Raw genomic sequence first — 15,328 nt, forward strand, 5'->3', positions numbered from 1 at the left:
AGGCAAATGTGGTATTCACTTCACGGCTATATTCATGACTATAAAGCATTGGATGTTTATTTAAAACATGATTTTGAGCAATTTATTAAACAAACTAAACTAGAGAAGTTTTTTTTTATTCGTTATTGGTTAGGAGGTCCACATGTTAGGTTAAGATTCAAATGTAAAGAGGAAAACTACAAAATTATTAAGGAGTGTTTTGCTGACTCTATCAGAGAGTTTCTTAAATATTATGAAGTTAATCTTGTAGATAAATATAGTTTTTATGACAACATTTCTATTGGTATGGAGGGAGTTCATCACACTTATTGGTGCAAACATGGATCGGTAGTAGAAATTGATTACAATCCTGAATATGATCGATATGGAGGAAGAGATTCCATGTCTGACTCTGAAGATGTTTTTTGTGAGAGTAGTAAAATGGCGTTGAAATTAAACAAATTAGATTTTACTAAAAGAATAATCTTAGGGTTTGATCTAATCTATTTATCCTTTGAACGTTTGGACAATAGAAAAACAGCGATAGAGAATTATAGAGATTTTTGGAGGAATTATGCAGTAAATAGCAATATTAAGAAAGATCAGTCTTTTCGACTAAAATACTATACAAAACGGTTAAATGAACTAAGGGTTACAAGTTTAAGAAATAATAAATTGTATTCTGAGTATATTAATAGTTTAGAGGAGAATGGGATATTTAATGAATATTCTTTGCTAATGTCTCATGTCCACATGACTAATAACCGATTAGGTATAAGTCCTTCTTTAGAGTACGAGCTTGCAGATAATTTACTGTCGGTTATAGTAAGTCAGTGAAAAATAAAAGTGTAAACGATTAATTTAGTACATGTGGAAACTAGTTTGAAGTAGAAATATCTACTCACCATTTATATATGATAATATAAGCGAAGTTTCTAATTTAGGAGGTAGTCAATGTTAAGTATTAATGGGGTAAATAAGTTTTATGGAGATACTAAAGTGCTGGACAATATTGAATTTGAAGTAGAGAAAGGTTCAATATTCGCAATTTTAGGCCATAATGGGGCAGGCAAATCAACATTAATTAATTGCATAATGAACTTAACAAAGTACGAAGGTGAAATTAAATATCCATTCGATAAAAATCATTTATATAAAAAAGTGGGGCTTCAAATGCAGTCCTCTTCTTTTGAAGAAGGGGCAAAAGTAAAAGAAATATGTCAACTTTATAAGAACATATTGAAAACAGACGTAAATATTGAAGCATTGTTGAAGGAATTTGATTTAATTGAATTTAAAAATAATAATGTAACTAAGTTATCTGGAGGAGAGAAACAGAAGCTTTCAATTTTATTAACACTGATCGGAAAACCTGAAATAATCATTTTTGATGAAATTACAACAGGATTAGATGTTATCGCTAGAAGAAAAATATGGAGTATAATAAAGAAAATAAATTCAGAAAGAGAAATAACAGTTATACTTACAAGCCATTTTCTAGAAGAAATAGAGTATTTAGCTGATTATGTCCTCATTATTGAAAAAGGGACAAAGAAGATTGAAGGTTCTGTAAAAGAAATCATCAATAATACGTTTGGTCAGAAGAAAATTGTAAGTTTCACACTAGATGATATAAATGTAAAGGAACTCAGTGAAGAATTTAATATAAGTAATTTGGGAGAAGGTAGATATACAATTGAGTTTTCCCCTGTTAATGAAGCCTATGTTTTAAAGGAGCTCTCAATATTAGGGGCGGAAGATATATTAATGAAAAATCATACCTTTGAAGATGCATTTTTGAAAAATTTAGGTTATGTTATTGATCAGAAAGGGGAGACCCTATATGTCTAATCTTACTACATTTTCTTTTTTTCAACTTAAACTCCTTATGAGAGGTTATAAGGATACAGCTATAGGTTTTTTCTTGCCTGTGGCAATGTTTATTATATTCAGTAATGTATTTGCGGGCGAAATAATAGAAGAAACAGGTTTTAGTTTAGTAGACTATTTATTGCCTGCATTTATATTAATCATTATTATCAATGCAGTGATTGTCATTTATGGACAATACTATTCAGTTTATAAAGAACAAGGCAATTTATTGAAGTATCGTTTACTTGGCTTAGACCACTTCACAATTTCTATAGGTATTTTATTACCTACTCTTATCTTTCAATTTGTGGCTATTATGCTACTAGTGATAACTGCAATTATAACATCGGATGTGCCAATTCCGATTGATAATATACTTTCAGTTGTCACGGTAATCGGTTTAGTTAATTTATTCCAATATTCTTTAGCTGCGATTATTTTCACAGTAACTTCAAAGAGTGCTGGTTACCAGTCTGTTGCGCTTTTGTTTTTTTTCTATCAGATGTTTCTCGGAGGGCTAACATTTCCTCCAGAGATGTTTCCTGATTCTTTGGAAACAATTGTAGAGTTTTTAAATCCAATTTACTACGCTTTAATTGCATTTAGAGGAGTATGGACTGAAGGAGAACCGATATATGTGTATTATCAAGAGTTAAGTATAATTGTTATTGTAACAATTGTACTATTGTTAATTGGATATATTTTAACGAAGAAAAAACGTGTCATAGAATAAAAAGAAAAACCTGCTTGATAGTTTGGTAAAGTCTGTCGTGAGGAACTTTAAGTTTTTTAAGGTACTTTTGAGTCTAGTAATTTCACTAAATAGGAAAAACCGTTTCTTACCAGTAGACTGACAAATTGACACTTTTTAATAAAATAATGGAAAGGTTGAGTATATGCGTTCACTTCTCCGCAATATAATTGTGGTCGGACTTATTTGCGTGGCTTTATACATTATTATAGAATTGATTAGAAATAATAGTCTTTCATTATTGACTATGTTGAGTGTATTTATGGGCGTAGCATTATTTATGATTGTTTGTCGTTCATTATATAAAGCAAATTCAAACCCAAACAAAAATGACTAGTGAAACATTTCAAAAGTCCTTTCCCGGCTAAGTTGTCTGCGGGTAAACATTTTTCAGGAAAGGCAAATGTTTGAGTTAAAAAGGTAACCAATTCTACTTGTTGGCGAACAAAACATATTATTTTGAATATATCGTTTGTCTTTAGTACCTAAAAAAGACATACCCCTCATATTTGTCACAAGATTATTTTAAAAATTCGAGTTGTCCATATTTAACTGCTGACCATCCAACCTACCAGGAAGCCAGGGCAAAGGCGAAATCATTTGTCAGTAACGTGACCATTTCATCCATGGTCCCTCTGAAGGGTGTGGATTCCCATTTTCCACGGTGGTCAGCCATGCCAAGTTGGTAGTACTGGGCCGTAACCTTTGTCAATCTCGCCCGGTTTACTTTTTCGTCGTCTTCCACCGAATAAATGACGAGATGGTTCCCGTGTTTACGGACGTTCAGGTGGGTGAATCCTTTCCGTTCCAGGATACCTTCCAGCACATCTTTTTCCGTTGGATCGATTTTCATGTTATGCAGCCTCCTTAGGTTCATGTTGCATCGGATAGCCGCCGAATGTCCAGTTAAACGGATGGGCTTCTTCCTGATTCCATTGATCAATGAAAGCCAGTACAGCTTCTTTTAATGCCTCTGCGGAACAGAAACTGCTCCATTTCAGACAGCGTTTATGCAGGATGGCGAAAAAGATCTCCACCTGGTTGACCCAGGAGGCATGAATAGGCGTATAGTGGAAAGAAAATCGGTTATTATGTTTTTCGTTAAACCTACTCCATCTCTGGGATGGGCCATCCTTATGAATGTTTAAATTATCCCAAATGATGATGACGTTTTGATCGGGATAGGCACAGGCCAGTTTCTCCATAAATGCCAGCAGGTCATCAGCCTTACGGGTAGGACGTACCTGAGCGACAACCTTGCCAGTGTTAATCTCGAACCCGGCAATCAGCGATTCTGTGCCATGACGTATATATTCATGCTCATAACGTCCTGATTTGCCCGGCAATGCGGGCTGGGGTTCCATTTTACGTTCCAGGGCCTGCATGCCGGTTTTTTCATCAACGGAAATGACCACGGCATCTTTTGGCGGATCAAGATAAAGCGATACGACATCATTCACTTTTTCGCGGAACCTCGGATCTTTACTGTGTAGCCACATCTCATAACTTTGCGGGTGGAGATCGTTACGTTTTAGCGTACGTTGGACGCTCGAACGACTCATGACTGGACCCTGTGCGTTATGCGCTGCTGCTTCAGAGAGAATATCCAGGTTCCAATGAGTGTGAGTCGAATAACCATAATTCCATGGCTGGTCACAGGCTATCGCAATGACTTCACATCGCTGCTGAACGTTAAACTTGGCAGGAGCACCGGATCGGTAACGGTCGTAAAGTCCGCCTTCCCGGTTTTCCGCATAACGATTGCGCCATTTTTTAACGGTTTTTACCGAGATGTCCAGATTTTCCGCAACTTGATATTCTGTTTGATTTTCCTGGGTTAATTGCCAGATGATTGTTGTAAAGACTCACTTTATTCGATCCAAAACAGGCTTACTTTATTCAAAATCCTCCAGTGTAATTTCTGTACTTTCCTGAAGTAATATGCTAAATTTTTTGCATATTATAAGGGGGAGTTTTTTTATGATTCTTGTACACGATTTTGGAATTGATCTTGAGGAATATAATGAACGAGGATTAGATAACGATTTCCCGGTATTTAATCGATGTCCCGATTGCAACTGTATAGCTCAAGGAAATCTGCATCGGAACGGTTTCTACTGGCGATATGGCATTAATGAGGATGAAGCATTTCATATCCCTATATGTCGATTTAGCTCTTAGCTTGCAAGGTTAATATCTCTATTCTCCCAAGCTTTTTAATTCCTTATTTCCAACATACAATCCATACGATTGTTGGGAGAGTGCGTGAATTTCTGGAGGAGAAAAAAGTACATGGTTACCGCCAACAACTGGCTCAGTATTTAAAGCGTTTTTGTGAGCGCCTTCACTGGATTCATAGCTTTTTCATGGATTTAGGCTATCAACTCGGGTTGTCGAAAGACATCAAAAAAGAAGCCCTAAAATATGTGAAAATAATCCAGGATTTAGGCGAATCCACCTTCTTTCGAAGGAGCTGTGGTCACTTATCATCATATTTTATGGGCAAATTAATTGTACCATATTTGAGGCGCGATTTGGGGCGTGTCAAAATAAATTGTTATCCCACATAAATCTTCCTATGAATCTTTTGCCGAAAAAAGTAGAATGAAAGCAATGGATAACCGGTTGTCCTTCTATCAAAAGGAGGAAAATTTCATGAATGAAAAAACACGGGAGGAAATTGCTTTATTTCGCTATGGGTTGATTGCCCCACTGTTGAACGGACATATGGAGGCAAAAGAATACTTTCAAGAATTGGAGGGGAAAATTCATCAGGTTCCTTATTATGGAGAACGGAAGGTTGCAGCTAAAACAATGCAAGAATGGCTTCTTCATTATCGAAGGACGGGATTTGATGCATTGAAACAAAAGACGTTCAGATCGAGGAATTCCCAGGAGATTTGTCCTGGATGATAGGATCATATTTTAGAAATAAGAAAGAATTTCTCACATGCCGGTCAGCGTGTTCTACGAACAGCTGATTAAACAGGGGGAGATACAAGAACATGAGGTCTCCTATGCCACTATCAATCGATTATTGAAAAAGCACAGTATGGCCGGCAGGAATCATATAAGCTTTCACTCAGAAAAAGAACGAAAACGTTTTGCCTACGATAAGGTTAATGTATTGTGGCAGGCGGATTTATCACATGGTCCATATATATCGATAAATGGCAAAATGAAGAAAACCTTTTTGATTGCCTATATTGATGACTGTTCAAGGCTTGTTCCTTACGCACAGTTTTTTACTTCGGAGAAGTTTGATGGGTTGCGGGAGGTCACAAGGGAAGCATTGATACGGCGTGGAAAACCAAGCATTATTTACGCAGATAACGGTAAAATTTATCGTTCAGAAACGCTTCAACATGCATGTGCCCAATTGGGAATAACGTTGGCCCATACGCAACCATACAATCCCAAAGCAAAGGGTTATGTATAGTAAATGATAATGTAAAGTAAATCTTTTCTTTGCAGTCAAAGCAGGGTATTATGCTAAAATACTTTACATTATCATTTGTTCTTATTTATTGAAGCTGTTCAGCCACGTCAATAGGTTCTCATTTTCTTGCCACTCAGGTTCATCAGAAAGGTGTTACATCAGTATATATGCCTTTCTTATTGCTTCTCTTTTTGTTTTGAAATCTGTCTTGGCATAAATTTCTGTTACCTGTACAGAACTATGACCAAGAATATCTCTTATATATACAAGATTTACACCGGCTTGAAGTAGGTGCATTGCTTTTGAGTGTCTGAGACAATGGCAGGTAAACACTTCCGGAATCAATGTTTTATTTTCTTCCCGAGCTAAATTTTTGTATTTGGCTAATACATAATTTACCCCGGCTTCTGTCAGTTTTCCTCCTTCTGTTATTGAAACAAAAGGATATAAATCGAAGAATTTTTAAAAGGTCTTGTTCTTCATATATCGCTCAGTATTTGTACCGTTGGTCCATTAAAGGTACAAATCCTGGCTTTGTTTCCTTTGGCCAATCAATTTAATAGTATAGGTTTATCGAGCCGGAACCATGATGTGTTAGTCTATTATTTCCTGAACCCTGGCACCCGTTTCATACATGAGTGTTTAATAAAGTTAAATCGCGGCGTCCAGCCGTTGTTTTCTATATTTGGCATTTTAAACAGTAACTCTACCCCGTTAGAGTTAGATAGTTTATGGTTTTCTTTTTGTCTTTTTGACTGGAATAGAGAGGACTTTCTGCCATTCCAATAAATTATCCGGATTCCTCGTATTGGAGATATTTAAAAAAGAATGATTGCTGCCAATCGCAACATTTCTCGTTGCTGTGCTGCATCTACGCATTTTTTCCATCCAATCTAAATATTCCACCACTATATTTTTGGTTACCATATTCAAGGTCAAATTATCCGCAGGAATGTTCTTTTCATCGCTTAGGAAACGAAGAAAAAGAATAAACGTATCTCTATAGGAGGCAATGGTGTTTTTGCTTGCTCCAGCTTCGCCTGGAAGATATTTTGTGAGAAACCTTGTAAGATAATAGGAAAAATCAGTAGGTTTCATTCTGACTTCACCTCCGGAAATAAGTATGAACACAGATTATTTACATCTTGAATTAATTCCGGATACATATCCGAGGTTAATCTGACATACTTGTCCGTAGCTTCCAATGAATTGTGACCCAAATATTTAGACAGAATTGGGAGAGAATAGTATAGATCCAGTCCCTTACGGGACATTTCTGCCAATGAATGCACACTAAATGAATGTCGAAAAAAATCCAAACGTTTGGATTTTTTTCGTTATCCAAACTTAAATAAAATCCAAACCTTTTCAAAGATACTTGATATCTAAGCGTTTTAATGAAAAAAGGTTTGGATTTTTTCTTTACTTTTTCATTGACTTAACACCACAGAATTCGGCCAGTCCGTCTTTTGTGTTTTTCCATTTCTTTGATACCTTTTTGTCATTCTCATCTTCTAGTGTTGCAAGGGCTTTTAATTCCTGCTCTATGGTAATGTCTAGATATACCATTGTGGTCTGTAACTGTTCATGCCCTAACATAAATGAAATCTGTACAATATTCATACCATCTTCCAACCAGTGGGAGGCCTTGGCGTGCCTCAGCTGATGAGCATGGAGATCTCGTGGAACTTCAGCACATATTTCGTGTGCGTCACTAGCATGTTTTTTTAGTTGCTTGTTTACTGCAGTCTGACTCATTTTTCCTTGTAATCCGGTATTCCTTGAATAAAAAACATAAGCTTCCGGATTTGGAGTTTTACCATGGAATTCTTTCAGGTATCCCTTTAAATGTGCAACTGCCTTAGGAAGAAGATACATAGTTCTTATTTTGCTTCCCTTTCCGATGATGGTGACATTCGGCTTTTCCACGTCTAAACGCAGGTGTTCTATTTTTAAAGACAGTATTTCATCGATTCTGGCGGCAGTGCTATATATGATAATCATAAGTGCCAAGTCTCTTCGACCCGCTTTTGTGGATAAATCCGGAACGGATAACAATACCTGTACTGCTTTTTTGCTCATCCCTTTTACTTTTTTGCGTACTTCCTTTTTCCGTGGAATTCTTGTTGCATCCTCAAAAAGATACAGCATGGAGATTTCCCTGCTCCCCAGATATTTTAGAAACGCTCTTAAGGATGCCAAACGGTTATTACAAGTTTCCGGACTGCAGCCACGATGTTCCATCAACCATAGTAGCCATTCCTCGATGATTGTTCTTTTGAAACATCCACCAAACAGATTTTCTGGACGGATCCCTTTTTCTGTCTCCAGAAAACCAATATATAAGGTCAGTGCATACTGATAGGATTTTAATGTATGGTTGCTTCGGATTTTCTGGGAAGGAACGTATTCATTCAAAAAGGCATGGATATGGCGTGCGATTATAATGGATTCATTCGTCGCTTTCTTCATAATCCACCTCCGGAACAATGCTGTCGAAATCCATCCCTGTTTTTTCTTCCAAGATGTTAGCCATTCCCGGAACAAGGGAATAATAATACTTTGTGCTTTCCAGTGTACTGTGTCCCATGCTTTTGCTAAGATAAAGCAGTTTTGCATCAAATCCAAAGCCTTCATCTGTCCAGCGGTTAATGTTTTCTATGGCATAATGGTGTCTGAGTTCATATGCAGTAGCATGAGAGCTGTTATATTTATTCCATAATTCCCGGAAGTTTGTCTGTACCCATTTCCTCGTATGGAAAGTGTCGCCCCTAGCAGGGAAAAAATAATCCCTATGAGGGTACTGCTTCCGTATTGCTGTATCATATCTTTTCAAAAGTTCAAGCATGGAGTCGTGCAGCACTACATAATGTTGGGCATGTCCTTTGGAATAACCGATGTTCAGAATCCCATGGCGTAAGTCGACATCCTCAACCCTTAGCATTCTGGCCTCATTTGTTCGTATTCCACTACTGTAAAGAAGGCGAAAGAATACAGGGATCGTTATCTTCCTGGAACGCTGTTCGGGTGTGTACGATACGGAAGGCAGGCTGTCACAGGCGCGAAAAAAATTCTCCAGTTCAGTATCTGTAAAAGAATGGGGAATATAAGTGCGCCGTTCTTTCCTTGGAATTTCAGGTATCATAACGTCTGTTTTTCCGCGCTTTCTCAAGTATCGTATAAAACTTACAACAACATAGATTCTTGATCTGCATGAATTGTTGGTTTCTGTGTCACGCTTATGGCACCATTCATCCACCATTTCCTGAGACAGAAGTGCAGCTTTCGGATACTGTTTTTTGCAATACCGGTCAAACAGGACGAGGTTTGGTTCATAAGAGGCCTCATTCCAATGTCTGGATGCTTTTTGGTAAGAAACATATGCCTGCATGAGCGGTGCAAGAAAAGAAGTGAACCTATTCATGAGAGAACACCTCCTCTGGCACAGGGAAACACTCTATGTCGATAGAGCATTCTTTCAGATGCGGAAAATCCGCACTTAAATATGCCTCAAGGGAATCCGGTGAAGTGTGACCAAGCGTTCTGCTGATGACAGGCTGGGGGATTCCATTTCCCAATAGGGCAGTGGCAAGGTGATGGCGGAAAATATGAAATCCCTTTCGGTCTCCTTTGGACTGCCGAATGCCTGCAGCTTTCATGATCCGGACTGCCACGTTGCCAATGCTTCTGTGCTGCAGTCTGTCGTACGGTTTATGTTGTGAAAGAAAAAGATACCTACTTTCTGTGTGAGGGCGTTCTGATGTCAGATAGGCATATATAGCATTTCCGACAACCGCCGTTAAAGGAAGTTCAAGAAGGAACTCCGTTTTCTGCTGTTTGATACAAATTAAATCCCTGTCCCAGTCAATGTCGCCAAGTTTCAATCCTGCAATATCGCAGCCACGTAGTCCTGTATAAAGTGCAAGTATACCGATAGCTTTATCGCAGAGTGTAAGCGAATTTCCAGCATTTACGAGTGCTTCCTTAACTTTCTGGATTTCTTCTGACGTTAGATACTGTATATTTTTTCTGGTTTCTCTTAAGACGGGAAGAAAAACCAAGATCCGGTGGCAGGTTTCTGGATGATAAGGAATACACGCCTTAAACACGGCTGAGACGTTTTTCTTATATGAGTAGCTCCTACGGAGCTTCCCATCTGATGACATGAATACAGCAAGCACGGCTTCTTCCGTAATACTATCCAAACTGTCCATGCCACTCTGCTGAAGAGCTAATAAAAATGTAGATGCATTGTGGGATTCCGTATAAATGGTTGAAGCTTTCTTGCCCCGCTTTCTTTCAATCTCACAATAACAATCAATGATAGATTTGAATTCTAGTGACAACAACGGATAAGCACCTTTTTTGAAAAGCTGATGTCTGCGCCTTCCGTCCGGGTATTTACCATGAACATCAAACTGTTCAATAGCCCCAATAATAGTCCGTATTTCACGGAGATAATCAGGGGAGTTTGATATTTTGGTGTAATCCAGATATACATCTGTATAGCATGACCATCCCTCTGAATCCACAGCCGACAGGATTTTTTCAATCTCCCGTTTGAACCTGTCAACGTATGTTTTTGAGTAACCGTTTGTTTCCATGTAGGAAATGAGTTTGGGATAATTATTCCGCAGGTTTTGTACATTCATTTGTATGACCTCCTATTCATTTGATAAGTAAATCATACAATAAAAGAATAAAATCCAAACCTTTTTTTAATTAAATTTCTGAAGTATCGGCTTTTTATTAAAAAGGTTTGGATTTTATTTAAGTTTGGATAACTAAGGTCATGTACCCGTGGTCCCAAACCTTTCCCACCATGCGAGATACCGGCTTCCCAGAGAATTTTACGAAACCATCTATATACTGTGTCCGGGGCGTAACGGTTACCATTCAACTGTATAAAAAAGTAGCCCTCGGAGTCGTTTGAAGAAATATGAACTTTATATTGTTTACAAATCGTTATTAAAGAATCGGAAAGGGGAAGTATCCGGTCACATCCATTTTTCGTTTCCCTGACAATAATATAATTTTCGTCAAGGTTTACATCCTTATTTTTAAGTGACATTACCTCATTTATCCTTAATCCGCAGCCGTAAATGACACGAAAAACGACAGGAAGGATAAATTTCATATTAGATTTACCATTTACCTTGATCGTATCACAAGCAGTAAAAAATGATTTTAGCTCATCTTTTGAAAAAATATATGGTGTGAAAGTTGTCTGATACTTTTTAGGCGTTCTCGGAATGTAAGACTGATAGCCTAATTGATTCAGGTAGATGCAAAAGTTGGCAATATCATTAACTCTTTTATAGCGCGTGACGTCAGATTCATTCGGGCGTTTTTCTTTCCATTTCTCTGCCAATCCTTTCGTCAAACCGATTGAAGTTGCGCCGTTATTGATTGTAAAATCGTCAAACGTTTTGAAGTTATAAGTGTTGCTCAGGGCATAGCCCATATTTCTTTTGAATGCTATATATTGCTCAATCAAATAAGCATTGACTCCTGATAGTTCCATCTCAGTTCACCTCCTGGTAATGAGGTGATTGGATTTTAGGTACCTCTAGGGCGCATTGCCGAAGAGATGTAAGATCAATTCTGAGATAAGTTTTTGTACTCTCCGTATTCGAATGTCCAAGTACCTCCGAAATAACTGGAATTGGTGTCTTCTGTTCCAGAAGAATTCCCGCGAGACTGTGCCGCAATGCATGTGGTCCATGCTTTTTTTGATCAATATTGCTGATACCTGCGCGCTTTAAATAAAAGGAAACTATACTGTGAAGCGTAGGTTCTTCAAGTTTGTCATATGGTTGCCCGGCACGTAAAAATATATACGGAAGATCTGACATAGGCCTTCCGTATTTCAGATAATCGATAATCGCGTTTCCGAGCTCAACTAAAAGAGGGAGTTCGATTTTTTCTTGGGTTTTTCTTTGAGTAAGGTGTATTGTATTGGTTCCCCAATGTATATTTTCAAATTTCAAACCACAGATATCTGAAGCCCTTAATCCGAGCCTGGCCGCTAATAGTATCATAGCGATATCCCTTTTGCCTTTGGGGCTGGCCGTATCCACGGCGTTCAACAGAAGTTCCACCTCATCTTTTGTATAGGTTGTAGGAAGACGTGCTTCTTTTCTATAGCTGCTTTTAGGTACAAGATACGTTAAATCGGAATCTAAATATTCAGTATCAAATAAATACCTTAGAAAGCAACGCAATGAACAAAGTGTACAATGAATCGTTGATTTTGAGGCAGAGCCAAGTCCGTTGATAAACCCCAGAATATGTTTTTTATCAAGATCAGATAGAGCCAAAACCCTGTTCGAATCAAGATAGCTCAAAAACCTGTGGAGATACAATTTGTTGTTATTTATAATGTCTTCCGACAACCCTGCGGTTTCTGTAGGTTAAAAAAATCCTGTATCAGGTTTCCTATTTCACCTTCAAATTTATATTCTTTCGAAACAGACCGGAAATCTTATCATACCAGTGGTTTTGGTACTCCGGTGAGTACATTTGGTGCTTCCGTATTACGTCCTTTTCTTTTCCCTGGCTAAGATCCGTATAGAATCTTTTTGTCAATACACTTGATATGAACACATCAGCTACCTTCGCATCAAAAAACTCTATTCGATGCTTTTCCATGAATTTCTTTAGAAGTTTCCATCCATTATTGTAAACCCTGATTCTCACTTTGTGGTATGAAAGGCTGTTAAAATAAGCCTCTACCTCCGATGTAATTTCATAAAGTGTTTGTTTCTTTTCACCCATCATTTTGAAGACCTCCCGATATTTTATTAGGCAACTGCTAATCTTTAATATCGGGTGATAATGTGAAGTAAATCAACTAAAAACACTGGATTTTACGTGAATAAATTAATTTACTTTACATTACCATTTACTATACATAACCTTTTTTATGCAAAGCTTTGCATAACAAAGGCAAAATAGAAAGGGTGTTCAAAACGATACAAACGCGGTTTTATCCGTTATTAAAGGCCAATCCCGTACATTCCTTAGAGGAATTAAATGAAAGGTTTTGGGAATGGTTGGAGGTGGATTATCATCGTAAAAAGCATGCATCGCTAGATGGTAAAACACCCCATCAACTATTCCAATCTCAATTAGATAATATCACGTTTATGGAGGATTTGTCCATTTTGGACACTATCTTTTTAAAGCGCGCGGAGCGTAAAGTGAAGCTGGATGGAACCATAACATTAGAAAAAAAGTTATACGAGGTGCCATCTAAGTATATCGGGCAGAAAATCGAGGTTCGATTGGATGAACAAGCCGTGTATGTTTTTGAAGACGGCCAAAAAGTGACAGAAGCTACCCCGGTTACTATACATGACAATGCGCATGTCAAACGGGGGCCATCACCGTTCGCCGTTTCCAATACGAAGCATCAAGGGGAGGAAACGGATCATGTATAAACCATTTTATTCACTGGCAAGAGAGCCATTTTCAAAGGACACGCGATCGGCTGATGCGTTTCACTCAACAAGCTACCAGGAAGCCCTTAACGGCCTTGAATATTTACAGAAATCCAAGGGGATTGGTTTAATCATTGGTGATCCGGGTGCCGGCAAGACATTTACTTTACGGTCCTTCAAGAATCGCTTATCCTGCATATACCATGTGGTCTATTTCCATTGTCCACTGGTGTTTTGGATTTCTACCGGTGTCTGTGGGGGAAGATCAAGTTTCGCCAAAGTCGATTTATTTCGCCAAATTCAGCAGGGATTGAACGGATGGACCAGGAGCGCAAAGTCACACGGTTTTTATTCTGGATGAAATTGCATTGTGGCAAAGGATGAGTTTTTTACAGGATTTAGCAATCCTTTTCAATTTCCAGATTGGATCATCGAATCCTTTATCCTTGTATTGGCCGGCCTCACATTTAAAACACGATTAAATCTTAAACCTCATCCCCCCCGGGCGTATCGTTATGCGGGTATCAATTACGCCATTAAATAAAGATGATGTTACATTTATATTGTATATCATTATGAGCTGGCTGGAGCCAAAATGCCCATATTTACATCGGCTGTGCCTGAGCCGATCCGCGCTCGCAGGGGGTTGGCCACGCCTTATCAACACCTTAACAATTAATAGTCTACTGTTCGGGGCGCAGCAAAAGAAAGAACAGATCGATGAGGAGATCATCCAGATGGCCGTCGGGGAGAGTGGTCTCTAATGCGGGAAGGTATAATGGCCTTTGATGAAGTTGAACAAGTGTGGCGGATTAAAATAGGCCGCGAATCTTTTGAAACGTTTACCGGCATGAATTTGGAAATTGGTATTCTAAATCGTTATTACGCGGCATGCTTTGAAACTGACTACGGTGATTGGTTCATAACACTTGAAGACGATGTGGACTTCTCGCTACGGTTGGTCGAAGAATATAGGGTCCGAATTTCAGAAAACGAATTGATACCAGCATTCGATCTCCCTTTTTGAGGGGGATCCTTTTTTTACCTATTCGTGTGGATATGGAATAATATGCTTAATTATTTTCAAATCTGAAACAAAGTGAGAAGTAGTGCATATTACCCCAGATTTTTAGCTGAATTAATCTGATATATGATGTCTGGGATAATGTGCTGATTTACATGATTGTTGCTCTTAATTTCATTCGATATTCAATGCTTTGGCCATTTTTCCAGTGATGCAACACATTTTTTTCGCGTCTTGAAAGAAATAACATGGTCGCTCACCTCTTAGTAATTGATAGATTGGATTCTATTTCCAGTCTAACAAGCTAAGCGGGAGTATGTTAAAATTAAACTGGAAGGAATTTCTGGTATGTTCCACTAGTGCATAATGGTGGAATTCGTAAACCCACTCTTATATATGCAAGATTTTCCCTTAATAGGTCCAATGGAATGGTTTTGCAAGGTTTTTGTTGTAATAATCAATAAACTGTTTGATTTGGTATTCTAATTGTTCAACCGAAGTAAAACTACTCCGATTATTAAGCAAGCGCCGGGACAAGGTTTTAAATCTGCTTCTTTTAAAAAACGTGTGACACTCCGGGTTGAAATGCTTTCAACGATGTTTTCGTTCTCCTGCTTGGTGGGCTAATGCTCCGGGTGTCCAATGGCTAAACGGGAAACCCTTGTCCTCCGGTGGCTGGCAGGCCATAGCCAAAATTTCGGCGACTTGTTCCTCACGAAAATAACGTGGGCGCCCTGACCGGTGATCACCGTCTAATGTTGTTGTAAGGAATTAATGATAAGGTAAGAATCCCTTTTGTCGGGAGGGTGTGACCATTATGC

17 protein-coding genes and 4 pseudogenes are annotated in these 15,328 nt (G+C 38.3%); 9 read left to right on the forward strand and 12 right to left on the reverse strand.

Going from position 1 to position 15,328, the window contains the following annotated elements; translation table 11 throughout:
* Positions 1-6: 6 nt before the first annotated feature.
* The 3 genes from Len3610_RS18685 to Len3610_RS18695 all read left to right on the forward strand — a co-directional run bounded on the left by Len3610_RS18685 (position 7) and on the right by Len3610_RS18695 (position 2,584).
* The gene (locus Len3610_RS18685) at positions 7-816 is read left to right on the forward strand and encodes a lantibiotic dehydratase C-terminal domain-containing protein (protein ID WP_176449260.1); all 810 of its coding nucleotides are present in this window, start codon (positions 7-9) and stop codon (positions 814-816) included.
* A gap of 117 nt (positions 817-933) precedes the next feature.
* Positions 934-1,830, forward strand: coding sequence for an ABC transporter ATP-binding protein (locus Len3610_RS18690; RefSeq protein WP_176449261.1), 897 nt, complete (start codon positions 934-936; stop codon positions 1,828-1,830).
* On the forward strand, positions 1,823-2,584 hold the full coding sequence (locus tag Len3610_RS18695; protein WP_176449262.1) for an ABC transporter permease: 762 nt from the start codon (positions 1,823-1,825) through the stop codon (positions 2,582-2,584). Before Len3610_RS18690 ends, Len3610_RS18695 begins: the two co-directional genes overlap by 8 nt.
* Positions 2,585-3,170: 586 nt before the next feature.
* Here the strand turns inward: Len3610_RS18695 and Len3610_RS18700 are convergent.
* Together Len3610_RS18700 and Len3610_RS18705 are read right to left on the reverse strand one after the other, a co-directional pair.
* Positions 3,171-3,455 carry a hypothetical protein gene (locus Len3610_RS18700; protein ID WP_176449263.1) on the reverse strand — a complete coding sequence of 95 codons (285 nt, stop codon included), beginning with the start codon at positions 3,453-3,455 and terminating at the stop codon, positions 3,171-3,173.
* A 1-nt stretch (position 3,456) separates the two neighbouring features.
* Positions 3,457-4,455 carry an IS630 family transposase gene (locus tag Len3610_RS18705; RefSeq protein WP_176449745.1) on the reverse strand — a complete coding sequence of 333 codons (999 nt, stop codon included), beginning with the start codon at positions 4,453-4,455 and terminating at the stop codon, positions 3,457-3,459.
* A 127-nt stretch (positions 4,456-4,582) separates the two neighbouring features.
* Here Len3610_RS18705 and Len3610_RS18710 point away from each other — a divergent pair, with 127 nt between their 5' ends.
* The 3 genes and pseudogenes from Len3610_RS18710 to Len3610_RS21300 form a co-directional block, all read left to right on the forward strand.
* Positions 4,583-4,783: a hypothetical protein gene (locus tag Len3610_RS18710; protein WP_176449264.1), complete on the forward strand. Its 201-nt coding sequence runs from the start codon at positions 4,583-4,585 to the stop codon at positions 4,781-4,783.
* 80 nt (positions 4,784-4,863) lie between these two features.
* On the forward strand, positions 4,864-5,172 hold the full coding sequence (locus tag Len3610_RS18715; RefSeq protein ID WP_176449265.1) for a hypothetical protein: 309 nt from the start codon (positions 4,864-4,866) through the stop codon (positions 5,170-5,172).
* Between the two features lie 85 nt (positions 5,173-5,257).
* Positions 5,258-6,032, forward strand: a pseudogene (locus Len3610_RS21300) (DDE-type integrase/transposase/recombinase); the annotation flags it as partial.
* A gap of 162 nt (positions 6,033-6,194) precedes the next feature.
* On the opposite strand, the gene Len3610_RS21990 reads toward Len3610_RS21300, so the two are convergent.
* From Len3610_RS21990 to Len3610_RS18760, 8 genes are all read right to left on the reverse strand, one after another.
* Positions 6,195-6,473, reverse strand: a complete 279-nt coding sequence (locus Len3610_RS21990) for a tyrosine-type recombinase/integrase (RefSeq protein WP_217994071.1) — start codon at positions 6,471-6,473, stop codon at positions 6,195-6,197.
* Between the two features lie 297 nt (positions 6,474-6,770).
* Positions 6,771-7,139 (reverse strand): site-specific integrase, encoded by a 369-nt coding sequence (locus Len3610_RS20325; protein WP_217994039.1) that lies wholly within the window; start codon positions 7,137-7,139, stop codon positions 6,771-6,773.
* Positions 7,140-7,463: 324 nt separating this feature from the next.
* Positions 7,464-8,459: a tyrosine-type recombinase/integrase gene (locus tag Len3610_RS18735; protein WP_217994040.1), complete on the reverse strand. Its 996-nt coding sequence runs from the start codon at positions 8,457-8,459 to the stop codon at positions 7,464-7,466.
* Between the two features lie 34 nt (positions 8,460-8,493).
* Positions 8,494-9,465, reverse strand: a complete 972-nt coding sequence (locus tag Len3610_RS18740) for a tyrosine-type recombinase/integrase (RefSeq protein ID WP_176449269.1) — start codon at positions 9,463-9,465, stop codon at positions 8,494-8,496.
* On the reverse strand, positions 9,458-10,693 hold the full coding sequence (locus Len3610_RS18745) for a tyrosine-type recombinase/integrase (RefSeq protein ID WP_176449270.1): 1,236 nt from the start codon (positions 10,691-10,693) through the stop codon (positions 9,458-9,460). Before Len3610_RS18745 ends, Len3610_RS18740 begins: the two co-directional genes overlap by 8 nt.
* Positions 10,694-10,725: 32 nt before the next feature.
* On the reverse strand, positions 10,726-11,565 hold the full coding sequence (locus Len3610_RS18750) for a tyrosine-type recombinase/integrase (RefSeq protein WP_176449271.1): 840 nt from the start codon (positions 11,563-11,565) through the stop codon (positions 10,726-10,728).
* 1 nt (position 11,566) lies between these two features.
* Positions 11,567-12,436, reverse strand: a complete 870-nt coding sequence (locus Len3610_RS18755) for a site-specific integrase (protein ID WP_176449272.1) — start codon at positions 12,434-12,436, stop codon at positions 11,567-11,569.
* Between the two features lie 43 nt (positions 12,437-12,479).
* Positions 12,480-12,821 (reverse strand): hypothetical protein, encoded by a 342-nt coding sequence (locus Len3610_RS18760; RefSeq protein WP_176449273.1) that lies wholly within the window; start codon positions 12,819-12,821, stop codon positions 12,480-12,482.
* A gap of 161 nt (positions 12,822-12,982) precedes the next feature.
* On the opposite strand from Len3610_RS18760, the pseudogene Len3610_RS18765 reads away from it, so the two are divergent.
* The 3 genes and pseudogenes from Len3610_RS18765 to Len3610_RS18775 form a co-directional block, all read left to right on the forward strand.
* Positions 12,983-13,483, forward strand: a pseudogene (locus Len3610_RS18765) (Mu transposase C-terminal domain-containing protein); the annotation flags it as partial.
* Positions 13,476-13,844 (forward strand): ATP-binding protein, encoded by a 369-nt coding sequence (locus tag Len3610_RS21305; RefSeq protein ID WP_255259685.1) that lies wholly within the window; start codon positions 13,476-13,478, stop codon positions 13,842-13,844. The pseudogene Len3610_RS18765 and the gene Len3610_RS21305, both read left to right, overlap by 8 nt.
* Before the next feature lie 402 nt (positions 13,845-14,246).
* The gene (locus Len3610_RS18775) at positions 14,247-14,510 is read left to right on the forward strand and encodes a hypothetical protein (RefSeq protein ID WP_176449275.1); all 264 of its coding nucleotides are present in this window, start codon (positions 14,247-14,249) and stop codon (positions 14,508-14,510) included.
* A gap of 408 nt (positions 14,511-14,918) precedes the next feature.
* Here Len3610_RS18775 and Len3610_RS21995 read toward each other — a convergent pair.
* Positions 14,919-15,047 (reverse strand): annotated as a pseudogene (locus tag Len3610_RS21995) (IS630 family transposase); the annotation flags it as partial.
* Positions 15,048-15,098: 51 nt separating this feature from the next.
* A pseudogene (locus tag Len3610_RS22000) lies at positions 15,099-15,251 on the reverse strand (helix-turn-helix domain-containing protein); the annotation flags it as partial.
* Positions 15,252-15,328 lie beyond the last annotated feature (77 nt).

The organism is Lentibacillus sp. CBA3610 (assembly GCF_013373365.1).
In the GTDB taxonomy this organism is placed as follows: domain Bacteria; phylum Bacillota; class Bacilli; order Bacillales; family Amphibacillaceae; genus Lentibacillus.

Coding starts and splice junctions, on each gene's coding strand:
- Len3610_RS18745 (WP_176449270.1), bottom strand. CDS start 10,693: ATGAATGTACAAAACCTGCGGAATAATTATCCCAAACTCATTTCCTAC.
- Len3610_RS18685 (WP_176449260.1), top strand. CDS start 7: ATGTGGTATTCACTTCACGGCTATATTCATGACTATAAAGCATTGGAT.
- Len3610_RS18710 (WP_176449264.1), top strand. CDS start 4,583: ATGATTCTTGTACACGATTTTGGAATTGATCTTGAGGAATATAATGAA.
- Len3610_RS18750 (WP_176449271.1), bottom strand. CDS start 11,565: ATGGAACTATCAGGAGTCAATGCTTATTTGATTGAGCAATATATAGCA.
- Len3610_RS18690 (WP_176449261.1), top strand. CDS start 934: ATGTTAAGTATTAATGGGGTAAATAAGTTTTATGGAGATACTAAAGTG.
- Len3610_RS18700 (WP_176449263.1), bottom strand. CDS start 3,455: ATGAAAATCGATCCAACGGAAAAAGATGTGCTGGAAGGTATCCTGGAA.
- Len3610_RS18775 (WP_176449275.1), top strand. CDS start 14,247: ATGCGGGAAGGTATAATGGCCTTTGATGAAGTTGAACAAGTGTGGCGG.
- Len3610_RS18760 (WP_176449273.1), bottom strand. CDS start 12,821: ATGATGGGTGAAAAGAAACAAACACTTTATGAAATTACATCGGAGGTA.
- Len3610_RS20325 (WP_217994039.1), bottom strand. CDS start 7,139: ATGAAACCTACTGATTTTTCCTATTATCTTACAAGGTTTCTCACAAAA.
- Len3610_RS18740 (WP_176449269.1), bottom strand. CDS start 9,465: ATGAATAGGTTCACTTCTTTTCTTGCACCGCTCATGCAGGCATATGTT.
- Len3610_RS18695 (WP_176449262.1), top strand. CDS start 1,823: ATGTCTAATCTTACTACATTTTCTTTTTTTCAACTTAAACTCCTTATG.
- Len3610_RS21305 (WP_255259685.1), top strand. CDS start 13,476: ATGTATAAACCATTTTATTCACTGGCAAGAGAGCCATTTTCAAAGGAC.